We start from the raw sequence: 18,187 nt of genomic DNA on the forward strand, positions 1-18,187 counted from the left end.
CAGCAAATTCCGTTCGGATTTTGCGTGAGAACCGGGGTCGTTCGCAGAGAGCTTGCGCCTAGTGCGAGATCCGGGGGCGAAGCTTGTAGGCACCGTGATCGAAGCTCTCGAAGATCACCGCCGTCTGCGGGTGCCCCACCGGCTCGCCGCTCTCGTCGGCCAGCAGGTTCTGCTCGGAGACGTAGGCGACATAGGTGTTGTCGTCGTTCTCGGCCAGCAGGTGGTAGAACGGCTGGTCCTTGGTCGGCCGGATGTCCTCGGGAATGGAGTTCCACCATTCCTCGGTGTTGGCGAAAACGGGGTCGACGTCGAACACCACGCCCCGGAAGGGGAAGATCCGGTGCTTGACCACCTGGCCGATCGCGAATTTGGCGAGTCTCGAATTCATGTCGACCAGCCTACACGAGTCTCCTGACTAGAACCTGAACGTAGACTTCCGTCATCGGATAACAAGGCAAGGCCTTCCGGCGCGGGAATCTCGCCGCTATGCTCGCTTCCGAAGTGAGGCGGTTCGATATGAATCGCCTGCGAGACAAGGTGGAACGACCATGTCGGAGGCGCCGCGAGCGCCCGGCGCGCCTCAGCCCGCGGGCTCTGGCCGGCGCCGGCCATCGGGCGAGCAGTCGTGCTATGCGGCGCTCGACCTGGGTACGAACAACTGTCGCTTGCTGGTGGCGACCCCTTCGCCGCGGGGCTTTCGCGTCGTCGAGGCCTATTCCCGGATCGTGCGGCTGGGCGAGGGTCTCTCCCAGACGGGCCAGCTTTCGGACGAAGCCATGGACCGCTCCATGGCGGCCTTGAAGGTCTGCGCCGAGAAGATCCGCCGTCGCAAGGTGGTGCGGGTGAAGGCCGTGGCCACCCAGGCCTGCCGGGGTGCGGCCAATGGTCCCGATTTCGTGCGCCGCGTGGCCGAGGAGACCGGCCTGCGGCTGCAGATCATCACCCCGAAGGAAGAGGCTCAGCTGTCGGTGGCCGGCTGCATGAGCCTGTTCGACCGCGCGGCGGAGGCCGCCCTGGTGGTCGACGTCGGCGGCGGCTCGACCGAGCTGTCGTGGGTGGATCTCAAGGGCGGCGGACTGGACAGCAAGCCGCGCCAGTTCGCGGCCTGGAAGCTGCCGATCAAGGCCTGGCTGTCGATCCCGATCGGCGTGGTCACCCTGGCCGAACGCTTTCCCGAGGGCGAGCGGGCGGAGGAGGGGTGGTTCCGGGCCATGGTCGACGCGGTCAAGGCACGGATCGAGGCCTTCCCGCACGCCGAGCCGATGCGGCGATTGTTCGAGAACGGCCGGGCCCACATGGTCGGCACGTCGGGCGCGATTACCAGTCTGGCCGGCCTGCATCTGGGCCTGTCGCGCTATGATCGCAACATCGTCGATGGCCTGTGGATGCAGCGGCACGAGTGCGAGGCGGCCGCCGACCGGCTGTTGACCCTGACCGCCCGGGAGCGGGCCCTGGAGCCTTGCATCGGCGCCGATCGGGCCGACCTGGTGCTGGCCGGGGCGGCGATCCTGCAGGCCGTCCAGGAGCTTTGGCCGTGTTCGCGCGTGCGCGTCGCCGATCGGGGGCTTAGAGAGGGTCTCCTGATGTCCTTGATGTCCGATCAGCAGAAGAAGCCGCGCCGGCGTCGGCGAGGCGGCTCTGGTCGGTCGTCTCGCCCCGCAACGGTGAACGCATGAACGACGAACCTCCCCGCAAGCGCATGGTCAAGCCGCCGGCCGGCGGCAATGAGAGCGGCCGCGCCAAGCCGGCTCGACTGAAGACCGCGTTCGGCCGCACGCCCTCACAGCAGGCCTGGCTGGAACGCCAGATCAACGACCCGTTCTCGGCCAAGGCCCGCGCCCTGGGCTACCGCAGTCGCGCGGCCTTCAAGATCAGCGAGATCGACGACAAGCACCGGTTCTTTAGGAAGGGCGCGAGGGTCATCGACCTGGGCTGCGCGCCGGGCGGCTGGCTGCAGATCGCCACCGAACGCGGCGTGACCGACATTGTCGGGGTCGACTTGCTGCCGGTCGACCCCGTCGCGCCGGCTCACATCCTAGAGATGGACTTCACCGACCCTGCCTGTCCGCCGAAGATGCTGGAACTGCTGGGCGGCGCGCCGGATCTGGTGATGTCGGACATGGCCCCCAACACCGTCGGTCACCGCGAGACCGATCACCTGCGGATCGTCGGCCTAATCGAGATCGGCGCCGACTTCGCCATCGAAGTGCTCAAGCCGGGCGGCGCCTTCGTGGCCAAGGCCTTCCAGGGCGGCGAGACGGCGGCGGTGATCGCCCAGCTGAAGAAGCATTTCGACAAGGTCGTCCACTTCAAGCCCAAGGCCAGCCGCAGCGACAGCTCCGAGGTCTTCCTAGTGGCGACGGGGTTCAAGGGGCGGTAGTGGGCATGGAAAAGCGCATCACTTGATGCTATCTTTCGTGCGATCGGAGTAAGCCATGCGCACGACCCTGGCCTTGGATGACGCTCTTCTGGAACGCGCCGGCGACCTGACCGGCATCACGGAAAAATCGGCGTTGGTCCGCGAAGCCCTGAAGGCGTTGATCGAGCGGGAAAGCGCGCGTCGGTTGGCCTTGCTCGGCGGAAGTCAGCCTGACCTCGCCGTCGCGTCGCGCCGTCGTCCCGAACCGGCGTGATCCTCGCCGACACCTCCGTTTGGGTGGCGCACCTTCGTGCCCGCGACGAGCGCCTCGTCGATCTGCTTCAGCAAGGCCAGATTCTGGTCCATCCGTTCGTGGTGGGCGAATTGGCGCTTGGCAATCTTCGTGAGCGGCGCGTCATGCTCGATGCTTTGGCTCAGATGCCGGCCGCTGTCCTGGCGCGGGACGAGGAGGTCCTGTTCCTCATCGAGGGGCGTCGGCTCTACGGTTTGGGCGTGGGTTATATCGACGCCCATCTGCTGGCCAGCGCCATGCTGACGGCGGGAGCCAGGCTTTGGACCCTTGACCAGCGCCTGGACATGGTCGCGGTCAAGCTAGGCGTCGCGTCCAGGTGATTTGGCGATCGATCGTCGCTCGCGACTTCCCTTGGCCAATTCATCCCTATTTATGCCGCCAAGCGGGTCGACACGGACGAGCTCCATAGGTATACGCGGCTCGCAAAATGGAGACTCCAATGGAGATTCGCGAAGGGCTCACCTTCGACGACGTTTTGCTCGAACCCGGTCCGTCAGACGTCATGCCCACCCAGGTGACGACCGAGACCAAGTTCACGCGTGAAATCAGTCTGAACATCCCGCTCGTGTCCGCCGCCATGGACACGGTCACTGAAAGCCGCCTCGCCATCGCCATGGCTCAGGCCGGCGGCATGGGCATCCTGCACCGCAACCTGACGGTGGAGGAGCAGGCCGACCACGTGCGCGAAGTGAAGCGTTACGAAAGCGGCATGGTCATCAATCCGCTGACCATCAATCCCGAAACCACCCTGGCCGAGATCCGTGAGATCAAGGCTCGCCGCAAGATCTCGGGCTTCCCGGTGGTGGAGGCCAAGAGCGGCAAGCTGGTCGGCATCCTGACCAACCGCGACATGCGCTTCGAGGGCGACGACAAGGTCCCGGCCTCGGCGCTGATGACCCGTGACAACCTGATCACGGTCTCGGAAGGCATTGATCACCGCGAGGCGCGCGAACTGCTGCGCAAGCACAAGATCGAACGCCTGATCGTCGTCGACGACGCCTATCGCGCCGTCGGCCTGATCACAGTCAAGGACATCGAGAAGGCCCAGGCCCACCCCCTGGCCGCCAAGGACGACAAGGGCCGGCTTCTGGTCGGCGCGGCCTCGACAGTCGGTGATGCTGGTTTCGAGCGGTCGATGGGCCTGGTCGACGCGGGCGTCGACGTCGTCGTCATCGACACCGCCCACGGTCACTCCAGCCAGGTCGCCCAGGCGGTCTCGCGCCTCAAGCGCGAAGCCAACCGCGTGCAGATCGTGGCCGGCAACATCGCCACCTACGACGCCGCCCGCGCCTTGATCGACGCAGGCGCCGACGCGGTGAAGGTGGGGATCGGTCCGGGCAGCATCTGCACCACGCGCATCGTCGCCGGCGTGGGCGTGCCGCAGCTGACCGCGATCGCCGAGGCCGTCCGCGCGGCCCGCGAGAGCGGCACGCCGGTCATCGCCGACGGCGGCATCAAATACTCGGGCGACCTGGCCAAGGCCATCGCGGCCGGGGCCTCGACCGCCATGATGGGCTCGATGTTCGCCGGCACCGAGGAGGCGCCCGGCGAGGTGTTCCTATACCAGGGGCGCTCATACAAGAGCTATCGCGGCATGGGTTCTGTGGGCGCCATGGCCCGCGGTTCGGCTGATCGCTACTTCCAGAAAGACATCACCGACAGCTTCAAGCTGGTGCCGGAAGGCATTGAAGGGCAAACGCCTTTCAAGGGGCCGATCGCTCCGGTGCTGCACCAACTGGTCGGCGGCCTGCGGGCGGCCATGGGCTATGTCGGTGCGCCGGACATCCTGGAATTTCAGAAGCGAGCCCGCTTCGTGCGGATCACCGGCGCCGGCCTGCGTGAGAGCCACGTCCACGACGTGATGATCACCCGGGAAGCGCCGAACTATCCGAGCGCGGTCTAGACCGGTGCGGATGGCCCTCGAACTTCAGATGCTAGGCTTGGCCGTCGTGATCGGCCTGGTCCACCTGCTCTGGGCGGCCGCGGCCGCCCAGCCGCAGCGCGGCCTGAAGTGGAACGTGGGCCCTCGCGACACGCCGGTGGTGCTGACGGGCATGGCGGGGCGCCTCGAACGCGCCTTCGCCAATTTCCGCGAGACCTTCCCGTTCTTCGCCGCCGCTGTGCTGGTCGCCTATCTGGGCGGCCGGCTCGGCATGCTCTCGGCCCATGGCGCGGTGCTCTATGTCGGGGCGCGGACGATCTACATCCTTCTCTACGCCTTCGGCGTACCGGTCGCCCGGTCGCTGGTATGGCTGGCCTCCCTGATCGGCATCGGCCTGATCCTGGCGGCCCTGGTGATCTGAAAGCAAAAATGCGCGACGGCGGCAGACTAGCAGCGGCGATCGAGGTCCTCACCGAGATCGAGACGCGTCATTTCCCCGTACGGATGGCGCTGAAGCGCTGGGGCGAGAGCGCCCGTTACGCGGGCTCCAAGGATCGCGCCTTCGTCTCGGGCCTGGCGCTGGACGCCTTGCGCCGCAAGCGCTCGCTGGGCTGGATGATGGGTGACGACAGCCCGCGCGGCGTGGTGCTGGGCGTGCTGGCCCACGACTGGAAATGGCCGGTCGAGCGCATCGCTGAGGCGGCCGGCGAGGAACATGGGCCCGGCGCCCTGACCGATGCCGAGCGCGAGCGCATCGGTTCGCCACGATCCATGGCGGACGCTCCGGCCGCCGTGGCCGGCGACTACGCCGACTGGATGGAGCCTTCCCTGGCGCGGGCTCTGGGCGATGACCGCGCCGCCGAGATGGCCGCGCTCGCCGAGCGGGCGCCGGTCGACCTGCGCATCAATCTGCTGAAGACGGACGTCGAGCGCGGCGCCAAGGCCGTAGCCCTGATCGGGGCAGAGCCGGCGGGCGTGCTGGACACGGCCTTCCGCATCCCCGCGCCGGGCGCGGCCGACCGCACGCCCTCGGTCGAGGCCGTGCCGGCCTTTTCCAAGGGCTGGTTCGAGGTCCAGGATCTCGGCTCGCAGATCGCCGCGGCCGTGGCCGGCGACGTCAAGGGCAAGCAGGTGCTCGACTTCTGCGCCGGGGGCGGAGGCAAGACCCTGGCCCTGGCCGCCGCCATGGACAATCGCGGCCAGATCTACGCCCACGACAGTGACGCCCGCCGCCTGGCCGACACCATCCGTCGCGGCCAGCGGGCCGGCGTCCGCAACCTGCAGATCCGTTCGCCGATCGAGGGCGAGCCGCTGAAGGGTCTGGAGGGCAAGCTGGACCTGGTGTTCGTTGACGCCCCCTGCACCGGTTCGGGCACCTGGCGCCGCCATCCCGACGCCAAGTGGCGCCTGTCGCCCGACCAGTTGGCCAAGCGCCAGATCGAGCAGGACGCGGTCCTGGCCGACGCTTCCGACTTCGTGAAACCGGGCGGCCGCCTGATCTACGTCACCTGCTCGTTGCTGGCCGAGGAGAACGAGGACCGCGTGGCGGCCTTCGTCGAGCGCCATCCGGGCTTCTCGGTGAAGCCCGTCACCCTGGCCGGCGTCGAACAGTATCTCACGCCGGAAGGCTATCTGCGCCTGACCCCCCATCGCGCCGGAACCGACGGCTTCTTCGCCGCCGTGATCGAGCGCGGGTCCTACGCGCCCTAAGACATCCGCCCCGCGAGGGGATCGAAACCGAAACGACACGCTGGAGAGCCTCTACCGATGACGACCGAAACCCACCACCAGCGTGTTCTGATCGTCGATTTCGGCAGCCAGGTGACCCAGCTGATCGCCCGCCGGGTGCGCGAGGCCGGTGTCTATTGCGAGATCCATCCGTTCGACAAGGCGGAAGCCGTCGTCGACGACTATGCACCCAGCGCCATCATCCTGTCAGGCGGCCCGGCCAGCGTGCTAGAGGCCGACAGCCCCCGGATCGGGACCAAGCTGTTCGACCTGGGCGTGCCGATGCTCTGCGTCTGCTACGGCGAGCAACTGCTGTGCGACGTGCTGGGCGGCAAGGTCGAGGGCGGCCACGCCGGCGAGTTCGGGCGCGCCGAGCTGACCGTCGGCAAGAATAGCCCATTGTTCCAGGGGCTGGCCGGGGTGGGCGAGTTGGAAACCGTGTGGATGAGCCACGGCGACCGCGTCACCGCCATCCCCGAAGGTTTCGAGGTGATCGCCACCTCGACCGGCGCGCCGTTCGCCGCCATCGCCAACGACGCGCGCAAGATCTACGGCGTGCAGTTCCACCCCGAGGTGGTCCACACCGTCAACGGCGCCAGGATCTACAGGAACTTCCTGTTCAACATCGCCGGCCTGAAGGGCGACTGGACCATGGCGGCCTTCCGCCAGGAGATGGTCCAGAAGATCCGCGACCAGGTCGGCGAGGGCAAGGTGATCTGCGGCCTGTCCGGCGGCGTCGACAGCTCGGTGGCCGCGGTGCTGATCCACGAGGCGATCGGCGACCAGCTGACCTGCGTGTTCGTCGACACCGGCCTGCTGCGCAAGAACGAGGCCGACCAGGTCGTGACCCTGTTCCGCGACCACTACAACATCCCGCTGATCCACGTGGACGCCGGCGACCTGTTCCTGGGCGAGCTGGCGGGCGTCAGCGACCCCGAGACCAAGCGCAAGACGATCGGCAAGCTGTTCATCGACGTCTTCGACAAGGAAGCCGCCAAAATCGAGGGCGCGGCGTTCCTGGCCCAGGGCACGCTCTATCCGGACGTGGTCGAGAGCGTCTCGGCGCGCGGCGGTCCCTCGGCGGTGATCAAGAGCCACCACAATGTCGGCGGCCTGCCGGACTACATGAAGCTGCAGCTGGTCGAGCCGCTGCGCGAGCTGTTCAAGGACGAAGTCCGAGCCCTGGGCGTCGAACTGGGCTTGGCGCCGGCCTTCGTCGGCCGCCACCCGTTCCCCGGCCCGGGCCTGGCCATCCGCATTCCGGGCGACATCACGCCCGAGAAGGTCAAGGTCCTACAGGACGCCGACGCCATCTATCTCGAGGAGATCCGCAACGCCGGCCTCTATGACAAGATCTGGCAGGCCTTCGCCGTGCTCCTTCCCGTAAAGACGGTGGGAGTCATGGGTGACGCCCGCACCTACGAGAACGTCCTGGCCCTGCGCGCGGTCACCTCGACCGACGGCATGACCGCCGACTTCTTCGAGTTCCCCTGGGACGTGCTGGGCAAGACCGCCACCCGGATCATCAACGAGGTCCGCGGCGTAAACCGGGTCGTCTACGACGTGACGTCCAAGCCGCCCGGCACGATCGAGTGGGAGTGAAGGGGAGTACCGTGGAGTAGATCAGAGTAGCGCAGCGTGTAGGAAAAGACCGTTTGTAAATGAATGTAGTCTCGTTGTTGGAGTTACGGTGACAGTGCACTTAATTCTTCGAATCCTTCGAAATAAGTGCACTGTCACCGTAATTCACCCGTAATTCACCGTAATTCGTATGACGCTCACGAGGGCCTAAACAGCGGCCGAAGGTTCGCCGGGTGCGGCTTTCAAAACAGTGTCACATCTGGCAGCGTCGGCGGTCCCTCATTCTCCGAAAGCGCTCGCAGGCCCTGTCCAACGAGGCTTTGTGGCAACGGGCTGGCCACGAAGCCACCGAGCGCCGCAGCGCGTATGCCCGCCAAACTTGAGCTCGTGCAGCTGATGCGCCAGTCGATTCGCGTCGTGGCTAGGGCTGGCTGCCACGCATCCTGCGCCGCACGAGGACGGGCCTTGTCCACAAGGGGGTTCCGGGTCACGAGATGCTGTCGGCAATCATCCTGACCGATCGCGCGGCGCCCTGCTTTGCCGCGGATCAAATTCCGGCGCGGCGCTGGAGAGCCTCGAGGCGCAGCGCGTTTCGACGCTGTTCTCGTCGATCTTCTCAATCCTGGGACGGATGGGATCATCAGGATTGACGCCGATCAACGCGGCATGGGCCGGGAGCTGGACACTGGCCGCGCGCCGATTGGGCGCGCCACCGCAAGGGAGCGTCAGACATGAGCCTGCAAGACAGCAAATCCTTGATCCCGGCCTTCGGCCAGCAAGCCTCTCACGCGTTCGCGCCGCTGCAGCGGGAAATCGATCGCCTGTTTGGCGAGTTCGGCCGCGGCTTCGAAACTTTCGTCACGCCCAGTCTCGATTTCAGCGAGACGCCGCAGGGCGTCGAGCTCAAGCTCGACGTGCCCGGCTTCAAGGACAGTGAGATCGCCGTCACCGTCGAGGATGACGTCCTCACCATCGCCGGCGAGAAGGCCTCCGAAACCGAGGACAAGACCAAGACCTATCGCCTGATGGAGCGACGCTCAGGGGGCTTTTCCCGGTCGATCACCCTGCCGCGCGCTATCGACAGCGACAAGATCGCCGCCTCCCTGGTCAATGGCGTCTTGACGATCACCGCGCCGAAGATCGCCGAAGCCGGGGGCCGGACCATCGCCATCCAGTCGCCCAAGCCGGCCGACGTGGCCTGACGTGCGGGCGACGGTCTTGACCAGAGGCGGCTGACCTTGGTCTGTCGCCTCGCGCCCAGGGACCCCAGGATCTATTGGCGCAGGTTCGGGCCTGCGGGGTGTGTGCCGGACTGATCTGCACCTGTTGAACGGACCTGCCGAACCCGGGGACCCCCGGTCGTACAGGGCCATGAAGTGGTCGGCGCGGTCTACGCCTTGAGCGGCGGGGTCCAGGGCTGGGCCGTGAAGGCGGCCGCGCCGAGCTGATGGCGGTCGACGTCCGCTCCTGCGTGCCAATTCCCGACGGTTGGAGAACCTTCAGGCCGCGCCGCTGCTCTGTGCGGCCTGATTGGCTATCAGGCTTGGCGCATGGCCTGCACCCAGGGCGCGGGTCGAACGTCTGGGTCTCCATGCTTCTGCGCGGAGGACCATCTGCTAGCCCAGCTGGCGGTCGTGAAAGGCCGGGCGGTGGCGGAGTTCATGCGCGCCCGAGGATTTGGCGGCGTTGGTCTAGCGGCGAGTGACCACCTAGTTGGCGTTGTGCAGTCAAGGCCTGCATGGCTGATGGGCGGCGGCCTTTATCTGGAAGAGGCGTCGGCGCTGATTGGCGCCTCGTTCGTCGCAGGTTTTTAGGCGCTTGCCGCACGCTACGCATCGAGGCGCATTATTCCTCTCGTGAGGGATTGGACCGCGGGTCACGTAAGTAGACGTGTAGAGTCAGGGTGATTGGCCATGAGCGACAAGCTCGACCAACTTTTCGAAGCGTTGCGGCGACAAACATACGCCGAGCTGCCCGGCTTGGAAGGCCAGGTCTGGGCCAGGATCGACGCATGGCGCGAGAGCCGGCGCGCTTCGAACGCGCTTGCGCCTCTGCGCGCGGCCGCAGTGGTCGCGGCTTTGGGCCTGGGCTTGGTCGGAGGGAGTCTCGCGGCCGACGCCGCCGCGCGAACGCCCCCTGAGATCTCCGTGTTTTCCGTCGATGCGCACCTGGCACCGTCCAGTCTGTTGGGCGGGCGCTGAAATGCGCCGGATCTCGCGCGGCGCGGTCCTGACCGTCGTCCTGGCGCTCCTGGCGGGCGTGGCCGGAAGCTGGCTCGGCTCGGGCCGGCTTCTGCCGAAGCACCATGCCCAGTCGCTACATGAGATGGTCCATCACGAGCTAAAGCTCAGCCCGGCCCAGGACCGCCAACTGGAGGCGCTCGAACAGGACTTCGCCGTGCGTCGTCGCGCGCGGGAGGCCGAGTTGCGCGCGGCCAACGCCCAGCTGGCCGCCGCGATCCAGGCGCGCCATGAATACGGGCCCGAGGTCGAGGCCGCGGTCGAGCGCTTCCATGCGGCCATGGGCGCGCTGCAGCTGGAGACGGTCCAGCACGTCCTGGCGATGCGCAAGGTGCTGACCCCCGAGCAGGCGGCCAAGTTCGATCGTCGCGTCAGCGAGGCGCTCACGAACGAGACGCCGTGACCGCCGGCCTTGGCGAGGATGAGGACGGTGCGCTTGCGCAAGGGGCCGCACGGGGCGACGAGCGCGCGTTCAGCACGCTGATGCGCCGCCACAAGAGCCCGCTGCACGCCTTTGCGCGCCGACATGTCGGCGATCCCGACGCGGCCCACGAAGTGGTGCAGGAAAGCTTCGTCGCGGCCTGGAAGGCGCTCGATCGCTATGATCCGACTCGGCCATTCGGCGCCTGGATGCGGGCCATCGTCCTCAACAAGTGTCGCGACCGGGGGCGGCGGTTGCGCGTTCGCCGACTGATCCTGGGCGAGCGGTCGATCGACGCCTCTGGAGCGCCTGACTATGCCGACCCCGCGGCGGGACCGGAGGCGGCGAGTCTGCGCACTGAGCAGCTGTCGCGCCTGGAGGCCGCGATCGCGCGCCTTCCCGACCGGCTCAAGGAGCCGCTGATCCTCACCTATCTCGAAGGCTGCTCGCAACAGGAAGCCGCCGCGTTCCTGGGCGTCAGCGTCAAGACGATCGAGACGCGCGCCTACCGCGCCCGCAAGCGCCTGGCCGACTGGCTGGTCGATCCCTGATTTTTTCGTCCGCCGATGAGGGAGGCGGAGGTTCGGCGCGTAGCCTCCCTTGAGATCGCGTTGCGGCCGTCCCACGGTCTCCCGCCAGCGCGCCATCGTCAAAAGGGCTGTCATGCGTCGATCCAGCGCGGCTTTCGAGCGCCGCCGTTTCCTGCAATCGCTCGCCGTCCTTGGCGGCGGCGCGACCTTGGGCAGCCTCTTGCCGGGCTGGGCGCGCGCGGCGGGCGATCCAGGCCGCGCGCCAGCCGCCCTTTCCGGCGAGGACATCAAGCTGACCATCGGCCACGCGCCGATCACGGTGGACGGCAAGAGCGCCCACGCCGTGACGATCAACGGCACGGTTCCAGGCCCGCTGATCCGGCTGAAGGAAGGCCAGCACGTCCGGCTGTCGGTGACCAACAACTTGGATGAAGATAGTTCGATCCACTGGCACGGCCTGCTCGTGCCGTTCCAGATGGACGGCGTGCCGGGCGTCACCTTCCCGGGGATCAAGCCAGGCGAGACCTTCGTCTACGAATTCCACGTCCGGCAGTCGGGGACCTATTGGTACCACAGCCACTCGGGCCTGCAGGAGCAGATGGGCCACTACGGTCCCATCATCATCGACCCGGCCGGTCCGGATCCGGTGGCCTTCGATCGCGAGCACGTCGTGGTGCTGTCGGACTTCAGCCGCCTGCATCCGCACCAGATCTTCAAGAAGCTCAAGCAGCAGAGCGGCGCCTTCAACTATCAGCGCCAGACCATCGCCGGGCTTCTGGCCGGCAGGGATCAGACCCTGGCCGAGCGCCTGGACTGGGCCAAGATGCTGATGGACCCGACCGACATCTCCGACGTCACCGGCGCGGCCTACACCTTCCTGGTCAACGGCCACGGACCCAAGGACAACTGGACCGCGCTGTTCACGCCGGGCGAGCGCGTGCGCCTGAGGTTCATCAACGCCGCGGCCCAGTCGGTCTTCAATGTCCGCATTCCGGGGCTGCGCATGACCGTGGTCGCCGCCGACGGCCAGAACGTGCGTCCTGTCGAGGTCGACGAGTTTCAGATCGGCAACGCCGAGACCTATGACGTCATCGTCCGGCCCGCCGAGGACAAGGCCTTCACCATCGTTTCGGAATCGGTCGACCGCTCCGGACTTGGCCGCGCCACCCTTGCGCCGCGGCCAGGCATGACCGCCGAGGTCCCGTCGCTGCGCGAACGGCCGCTGACCACGATGCGCGACATGGGCATGGACATGAGCGGCATGCAGATGAGCGGCATGGACCACGGGTCCATGGGGCACGACGCCACGAGCCCCGCGCCCGGCATGGCGCCGCCCCGCCAGCGCGGAAGCGACGTGATGGGCAAGATGGACATGGGCGGCATGGACATGTCCATGCGTAATCCCGACAACGCGCCGCAGGTCAGGCTTGGCCCGGGCGTGCAGACGATCGCGCCGATGCCGATGGATCGCACCGGCGAGCCTGGGCAGGGCCTCGAAAGCGTCGGCCACCGGGTGCTGGTCTATCGCGATCTGGCGGCGCTCGAACCGAACCCCGACACCCGCGCCCCGCAGCGATCCCTCGAAATCCACCTGACCGGAAACATGGAACGGTTCATGTGGGGGTTCGACGGGCGCAAGTTCAGCGATCGGCCGCCGCCCTACGCGTTCCGCAGCGGCGAGCGGGTCCGGGTCACCCTGGTCAACGACACCATGATGGCCCACCCGATCCACCTGCACGGCCACTTCTTCGAACTGGCCTTCGGACCGGCTGGCCACATGCCGCGCAAGCACACGGTCATCGTCCTGCCGGGCGGCCGCGCGAGCTTCGACTTCACGCCCGAGACCGGCGACTGGGCCTTCCACTGCCACATGCTCTACCACATGCACGCGGGGATGTTTCAGGTCTTCAGCGTGCGCGACGCCCAGGCGGAGGGCGCGCGATGAGAGCCTCGTTGATCGCCCTCCTGCCGGCCCTGTGGGCGGCGCCGGCCTTGGCGCAGCACGCCGGCCACGCCGGCGCGCCGGCCACCAGCCCCGAGCCCGCGCCGGCGAGCTCGCTTCCGGCCGCCGATCCCCACGCCGGACATGACATGGGCGCCATGCCGGGCATGGCCATGCCCAATATGCAGGCCGCGCCGGCCGCCGATCCGCACGCAGGCCATGACATGGGCGCCATGCCCGGCATGAACGCCCCCGGTCAATCCGGGAGCCAGGCCGAAGCGATGGGGCCGCCGCCCTTGCCCGATCAGGAAACGGCCCCGCCGGCGTCACCCGCCGGCCACCTCGCCGACACGGTGTTCGATCCGGCCGCCATGGACCGGGCTCGCGCCGTGCTTCGCAAGGAGCATGGCGGAGCCCAGGCCTCGCAGGTCATGGCCAACCTCCTCGAATATCGGGCGCGCCCGGACGGCGACGGCTACCACTGGGACGGCGAGGCCTGGTTCGGCGGCGATCTTAACCGCTTGGTCCTGAAGTCCGAGGGGGAGGGCGGCCGCCACGGCGTCGAGGCCGGCGAGGTCCAGGCGCTCTATTCCCGGGCCGTGGGCCTCTACACCGACGTGCAGGTCGGCCTGCGCCAGGACGTCGAGCCCAAGTCACGCACCTACGCCACGATCGGTTTCGAGACCTTGCTGCCCTACTGGATCGAGGCCGGCGGCGCCCTGTTCTTGTCCAACAAGGGCGATGTGCTCGGCCGGGCCGAAGGCGCGATCGATTGGCGTCTGACCCAGCGCCTGATCCTGCAGCCTCGCGCCGAACTCAATTTCGCGGTCCAGGACATCCCGGAGACGGCGACCGGCTCCGGGCTCTCGGACGGCGAGCTGGGATTGCGCCTGCGCTACGAAGTCCGCCGCGACTTCGCGCCCTATGTCGGCGTGACCTGGGCCAAGCGCTTCGGACGGACCGCTGACTACGCCCGCGCCCTGGGACAGGACGTTTCCGACACCAGCGTCGTTGTCGGCCTGCGCGCCTGGTTCTAGCCGATCTTTTTCCGAGGCGCCCCCACACGAAGAGACTTTCCACCGCCGTCGTGGCGGGGGCGCCAGCGTCGACCCGTGCCCGGTGATCTGAACGTTCCGGCTATTGCGCGCTGATCGGCGCGAGGCGCCCAAGCCAGGCGACTACCGCGAGAAGCGCCGTCGCCGCGCCCAGTTCCAGCGCGAGACTGCGGCGCAACGCCCTGACCGCCGCGTTGGAGTTCGCCGACTCGACCAGGGCCTCGCGCAGGACCGGGGTCAGGCGAAACCGGTTGGCGGCGGCCAGCGCGACCATGGCGCCAAACAGGACGAGCTTGAGAAGCAGGAGAAGGCCGTAGGGCGTGCGGACCAGCGCCGGAACGCCCGTGGGCCCGACGAGGAACCAGCTGTTGACTAGGCCGCTGACGACCAGCACGGCGACGACGCCCGAGCCGATTCCCGAAAATCCCGCCAATGCGGCGTGGAAGGTCGGCGCATGTCGCGCGTCGCGCCAGCTGACCCCGGCCAGCCCGACGAAGAACACCAAGGCGCCGACCCAGACGGCCGCCGCCGCCAGGTGGGCGAGGTCGGCCGCCAGGTGCAGGCTCTCGCCTGAACCCTCCGTGGCCGCGCCGTGACCCATCCAGGCCATGCTCGCCGCCGCGGCGGCGCCCAAAGCCGCCACAGCGATCCAGACAGGGCGGCCAGGTCGCACGAACAGCAGCACGTGCAGGGCCAGGACCGCGGCCAGGGCCCGCGCAAGCGAGGCCGCGCCCATGGCCATCTCGCCGATCACCGAGGCTAGGATCGAGGGATCGAGCGCCGCGGAAAGGGATCCGGCGACCACGGCGGTTTGCAGCAGCAGTCCCAAGAGGCTGGCCAGGACCAGCAGGGCGGCCGAGCCCGCCAGCAGCCGGCGCGGCCAGCCCAGCGCCGCGGCGCTGGACGGACCCGCGGCCGGCAGGGCGTAGAGCGCGAAGAGAGCCCCGCCCGCCAGGACGAAGCTCGCCGCGTACTGCGCCCAGCGCAGCAGGACGACCGCGAACTCCATCGGCTACTTCACCGTGAAGGCCAGGGTCCCGTCCATGCGATGGCCGTCATCGGCCGCGGCCGCGCGCCAGGTGAGCTTGTAGACGCCCGCCATCAGCCGGCCCTTGGGCACGCCCGTGATGGTCTTGCGGTCTGCCGAGACGGTGGTCTTCACCGGCGTCTTCATCCCGTCGGCCATGGCCAGTTCGAAGGTCGAGAAGGCCGGGGCGAGTTTTTCATTGAAGGTCAGGCGGATGGTCTTGGGCGCGGCGACCGTGGCGTTGGCCGCGGGGTCGGAAGCCACGAGCTTGGCGTGGGCGCTGGCCTGGCCGCCGGCCAGGATCGAGGCCGACGCTACGGCGGTGGCGAGGAAGGCGCGATAGGTCATGGGACGGGTCCTGATGAGGGCGACATTGTCTTGAGTTCCTACGCAGGCCGCGGCCCGATCCCTCAGCACCCCTGCACAGTCGCCGCCTAGAGCCGCACCGATCTTAGGCGCAGCGCGTTACCGACCACGCTAACCGAGGACAAGGCCATGGCGGTCGCCGCGATCGCTGGCGACAGCAGCCAGCCAAACACCGGATAGAGCACCCCGGCCGCGATCGGCACGCCCGCGACATTGTAGGCGAACGCGAAGAACAGGTTCTGCCGGATATTGCCCATCACCGCCCGCGAGAGGCGCCGGGCCTTGACCAGGCCCTCCAGGTCCCCGTGCAAAAGCGTGACCCCCGCGCTCTCGATGGCGACGTCCGAACCCGCGCCCATGGCGACACCAACCTCGGCCGCCGCCAGGGCCGGCGCGTCGTTGACGCCATCGCCCGCCATGGCGACCTTGCGGCCCTCGGCGCGCAGGCGCTTGACCACGGCGGCCTTCTCGTCGGGCAGGACGTCGGCCTCGACCTCGTCGATGCCCAGCCGCTTGGCTACGGCCCGGGCGGTCGTGCGGTTGTCGCCGGTCAGCATGACCACGCGCACGCCGTCGGCCCTCAGGGCCTCGACGGCCTTCTGGGTGGTCGGCTTGACGGGGTCGGCGATGGCCAGCACGGCGGCGACCGCTCCGTCGATGGCGACATAGATCGCCGTGGCGCCGTCCTGGCGCAGGGCCTCGGCCTGGTCGGCCAGCGGTCCCGACGGCACGCCTTGCTCGTCCAGGAAGCGGGCCGAACCGATCGCCATGGCGCGCCCCTCGACCCGACCGACCACGCCCTTGCCCACGGGCGAGTCGAAGTCTTCGGGATGCGACAGCGCCAGCCCCCGCGCCGCCGCGGCCCGGACGATCGCGTCGGCCAGCGGATGTTCGCTGGCCCGCTCCAGGCTGGCGGCCAGGCGCAGGATCTCGTTCTCGGTGAAGCTCGCCGCCGGGCGGATCGCTGTGACGGCCGGCCGGCCCTCCGTCAGGGTGCCCGTCTTGTCGACGACGAGGGTGTCGATCTTCTCGAAGCGTTCCAGGGCCTCGGCGTTCTTGATCAGCACGCCCGCGGCGGCGCCCCGGCCGACGCCGACCATGATCGAGATCGGCGTGGCCAGCCCCAGGGCGCAGGGGCAGGCGATGATCAGGACCGAGACCGCCGAGACCAGGGCGAAGGCCATGCTGGGAGGCGGTCCCAACACCGCCCAGGCGCCGAAGGCGAGCAGGGCGACGAGCATGACGGCCGGCACGAACCAGCCCGAAACCCGGTCGGCCATGCGCTGGATGGGCGCTCGGCTGCGCTGGGCCTCGGCCACCATGGCCACGATCTGGGAGAGCAGGGTGTCCGCGCCGACCTTGTCGGCGATCATCAAGAACGACCCCGTCTTGTTCAGGGCTCCGCCGATCACCTTGTCGCCCGGCGACTTGTGGACCGGCATGGACTCGCCGGTCACCAGAGACTCGTCGACCGAGGCCTCGCCCGTCAGCACCCGCCCATCGACAGGGATTTTCTCGCCGGGGCGCACGCGCAGGTGGAAACCGACCTGGATGTCCTCGACGGGAATCTCGAAATCCTCGCCGTCCAACGTCCGGCGCGCGGTCTTGGGCGACAGGTCCAGCAGCGCCTTGATCGCGCCGGAGGTGTTCTCGCGGGCGCGCAGCTCGAGTACCTGGCCTAGCAGCACCAGGACCGTGATCACCGCGGCGGCCTCGAAATAGATCGGCGTCGAGCCGTCGGGACGGCGGAAGGCGGCCGGGAAGAGCTGGGGCGTCAGGGTGGCCACCACGCTGTAGGCCCAGGCCACGCCGATGCCCATGGCGATCAGCGTGAACATGTTGAGCTGACGTGTCGCCAGCGAGCGCGCGCCACGCTCGAAGAAGGGCCAGCCGCAGCCCAGCACCACGGGGGTGGCCAGGGCCAGTTGGACCCAATTGGACACTCCTGGCGCTAGGTGCAGCGCCATCAGCCCGACGTGGCCGCCCATCTCCAGCGCGAAGACTGGAAGGGCCAAGGCCAGTCCGATCCAGAACCGGATCGTCATGTCCCGCAGTTCGGGATTGGGGCCGCTGTCGGCCGTCACCGTGAGCGGCTCCAGCGCCATGCCGCAGATCGGGCAACTGCCCGGACCGGAACGCCGGATCTCGGGATGCATCGGGCAGGTATAGACCGCTCCTGGCGCGGCCTCGGACGATGCGGCGTTCGGCGAGGCGGCGTCCTGCAGATAGCGTTCGGGCTCGGCGTCGAACTTGCGAGCGCAGCCGGCCGAGCAGAACTGGAAATGCCGCCCCGCATGCAGGCGGTGCTCCGGGGCGGTGGCTGGATCCACGCTCATGCCGCAGACCGGGTCGCGATGATGGCTACCCGAGGCGCCAAGATCGGGGTGATGCCCTTGGTGCGAGTTCGAACCATTCATCCGCCTGCCTTCCGCGCCACGACACGCTGGGCATTACGCACCCCCAAACGCCTTCCCTCACTGCGACGGATCAATCTTCGAAAGGCTGATCGACTTGGGTCGATAGGCGGCTTGGGGGCGGTGCTTCGGCGAGCTCCGCGCGCCGATGCCCATGGTGGAAAAAGTGCATCAAGGGACAGGCGAGCAGAAGTAGGTAGGGCGCCAAGCCTAGGGCATGAGCCCAGTGTTCGCGCAAAACGAAGAAGGCCAGCACAACGCCGGCCGACAGCGCAGCGTAGGCAAGGGCGCGGCTTGTGAAGCTCAAGGACACGGACCGTACTCCACGG

Annotated in this window: 19 protein-coding genes; 14 read left to right on the forward strand and 5 right to left on the reverse strand. The window is 68.1% G+C overall.

Translation table 11 applies throughout. The annotated features are described in order from the left end of the window. Positions 1-58: 58 nt before the first annotated feature. On the reverse strand, positions 59-388 hold the full coding sequence (gene hspQ, locus BM066_RS18750) for a heat shock protein HspQ (RefSeq protein WP_089929887.1): 330 nt from the start codon (positions 386-388) through the stop codon (positions 59-61). 160 nt (positions 389-548) lie between these two features. Here hspQ and BM066_RS18755 point away from each other — a divergent pair, with 160 nt between their 5' ends. The 14 genes from BM066_RS18755 (at position 549) to BM066_RS18820 (ending at position 14,033) form a co-directional block, all read left to right on the forward strand. Further along, entirely contained in the window at positions 549-1,676 is a 1,128-nt protein-coding gene (locus tag BM066_RS18755) for a Ppx/GppA phosphatase family protein (RefSeq protein ID WP_089929888.1), read from the forward strand. Continuing rightward, positions 1,673-2,380, forward strand: coding sequence for an RlmE family RNA methyltransferase (locus BM066_RS18760; RefSeq protein WP_177218495.1), 708 nt, complete (start codon positions 1,673-1,675; stop codon positions 2,378-2,380). The genes BM066_RS18755 and BM066_RS18760 overlap by 4 nt, the downstream gene beginning before the upstream one ends. 55 nt (positions 2,381-2,435) lie before the next feature. Next, positions 2,436-2,633 carry a type II toxin-antitoxin system VapB family antitoxin gene (locus BM066_RS18765; protein ID WP_089929889.1) on the forward strand — a complete coding sequence of 66 codons (198 nt, stop codon included), beginning with the start codon at positions 2,436-2,438 and terminating at the stop codon, positions 2,631-2,633. Next, positions 2,630-2,992, forward strand: a complete 363-nt coding sequence (locus BM066_RS18770; RefSeq protein ID WP_089929890.1) for a type II toxin-antitoxin system VapC family toxin — start codon at positions 2,630-2,632, stop codon at positions 2,990-2,992. Before BM066_RS18765 ends, BM066_RS18770 begins: the two co-directional genes overlap by 4 nt. Before the next feature lie 119 nt (positions 2,993-3,111). Then, positions 3,112-4,575 carry an IMP dehydrogenase gene (guaB, locus tag BM066_RS18775; protein ID WP_089929891.1) on the forward strand — a complete coding sequence of 488 codons (1,464 nt, stop codon included), beginning with the start codon at positions 3,112-3,114 and terminating at the stop codon, positions 4,573-4,575. Positions 4,576-4,579: 4 nt separating this feature from the next. Next, entirely contained in the window at positions 4,580-4,975 is a 396-nt protein-coding gene (locus BM066_RS18780) for an MAPEG family protein (protein WP_177218496.1), read from the forward strand. A gap of 8 nt (positions 4,976-4,983) precedes the next feature. Then, the gene (locus tag BM066_RS18785; RefSeq protein ID WP_089929893.1) at positions 4,984-6,264 is read left to right on the forward strand and encodes an RsmB/NOP family class I SAM-dependent RNA methyltransferase; all 1,281 of its coding nucleotides are present in this window, start codon (positions 4,984-4,986) and stop codon (positions 6,262-6,264) included. Between the two features lie 57 nt (positions 6,265-6,321). Then, positions 6,322-7,884 (forward strand): glutamine-hydrolyzing GMP synthase, encoded by a 1,563-nt coding sequence (gene guaA / locus BM066_RS18790; RefSeq protein ID WP_089929894.1) that lies wholly within the window; start codon positions 6,322-6,324, stop codon positions 7,882-7,884. A 710-nt stretch (positions 7,885-8,594) separates the two neighbouring features. Then, on the forward strand, positions 8,595-9,065 hold the full coding sequence (locus tag BM066_RS18795; protein ID WP_089929895.1) for an Hsp20/alpha crystallin family protein: 471 nt from the start codon (positions 8,595-8,597) through the stop codon (positions 9,063-9,065). A gap of 711 nt (positions 9,066-9,776) precedes the next feature. Further along, positions 9,777-10,064 carry a hypothetical protein gene (locus tag BM066_RS18800; protein ID WP_089929896.1) on the forward strand — a complete coding sequence of 96 codons (288 nt, stop codon included), beginning with the start codon at positions 9,777-9,779 and terminating at the stop codon, positions 10,062-10,064. 1 nt (position 10,065) lies between these two features. Further along, positions 10,066-10,506, forward strand: coding sequence for a periplasmic heavy metal sensor (locus BM066_RS18805; RefSeq protein ID WP_089929897.1), 441 nt, complete (start codon positions 10,066-10,068; stop codon positions 10,504-10,506). Then, the gene (locus BM066_RS18810; RefSeq protein WP_089929898.1) at positions 10,503-11,075 is read left to right on the forward strand and encodes an RNA polymerase sigma factor; all 573 of its coding nucleotides are present in this window, start codon (positions 10,503-10,505) and stop codon (positions 11,073-11,075) included. Before BM066_RS18805 ends, BM066_RS18810 begins: the two co-directional genes overlap by 4 nt. Before the next feature lie 112 nt (positions 11,076-11,187). Continuing rightward, positions 11,188-12,999 (forward strand): copper resistance system multicopper oxidase, encoded by a 1,812-nt coding sequence (locus BM066_RS18815; protein ID WP_089929899.1) that lies wholly within the window; start codon positions 11,188-11,190, stop codon positions 12,997-12,999. After that, positions 12,996-14,033, forward strand: coding sequence for a copper resistance protein B (locus BM066_RS18820; RefSeq protein WP_089929900.1), 1,038 nt, complete (start codon positions 12,996-12,998; stop codon positions 14,031-14,033). Before BM066_RS18815 ends, BM066_RS18820 begins: the two co-directional genes overlap by 4 nt. Positions 14,034-14,133: 100 nt before the next feature. Here the strand turns inward: BM066_RS18820 and copD are convergent, their stop codons facing one another. The 4 genes from copD to BM066_RS27375 form a co-directional block, all read right to left on the reverse strand. After that, the gene (copD, locus tag BM066_RS18825) at positions 14,134-15,060 is read right to left on the reverse strand and encodes a copper homeostasis membrane protein CopD (protein WP_089929901.1); all 927 of its coding nucleotides are present in this window, start codon (positions 15,058-15,060) and stop codon (positions 14,134-14,136) included. A gap of 3 nt (positions 15,061-15,063) precedes the next feature. Further along, positions 15,064-15,426, reverse strand: a complete 363-nt coding sequence (gene copC / locus BM066_RS18830; RefSeq protein WP_089929902.1) for a copper homeostasis periplasmic binding protein CopC — start codon at positions 15,424-15,426, stop codon at positions 15,064-15,066. A gap of 86 nt (positions 15,427-15,512) precedes the next feature. Then, complete coding sequence (locus tag BM066_RS18835; protein WP_089929903.1) at positions 15,513-17,861, reverse strand: heavy metal translocating P-type ATPase; 2,349 nt, start codon at positions 17,859-17,861, stop codon at positions 15,513-15,515. A gap of 70 nt (positions 17,862-17,931) precedes the next feature. Next, positions 17,932-18,171 (reverse strand): DUF2933 domain-containing protein, encoded by a 240-nt coding sequence (locus BM066_RS27375; RefSeq protein WP_369823254.1) that lies wholly within the window; start codon positions 18,169-18,171, stop codon positions 17,932-17,934. Positions 18,172-18,187 lie beyond the last annotated feature (16 nt).

This window comes from Caulobacter sp. UNC279MFTsu5.1 (assembly GCF_900114015.1).
Lineage (GTDB): Bacteria > Pseudomonadota > Alphaproteobacteria > Caulobacterales > Caulobacteraceae > Caulobacter.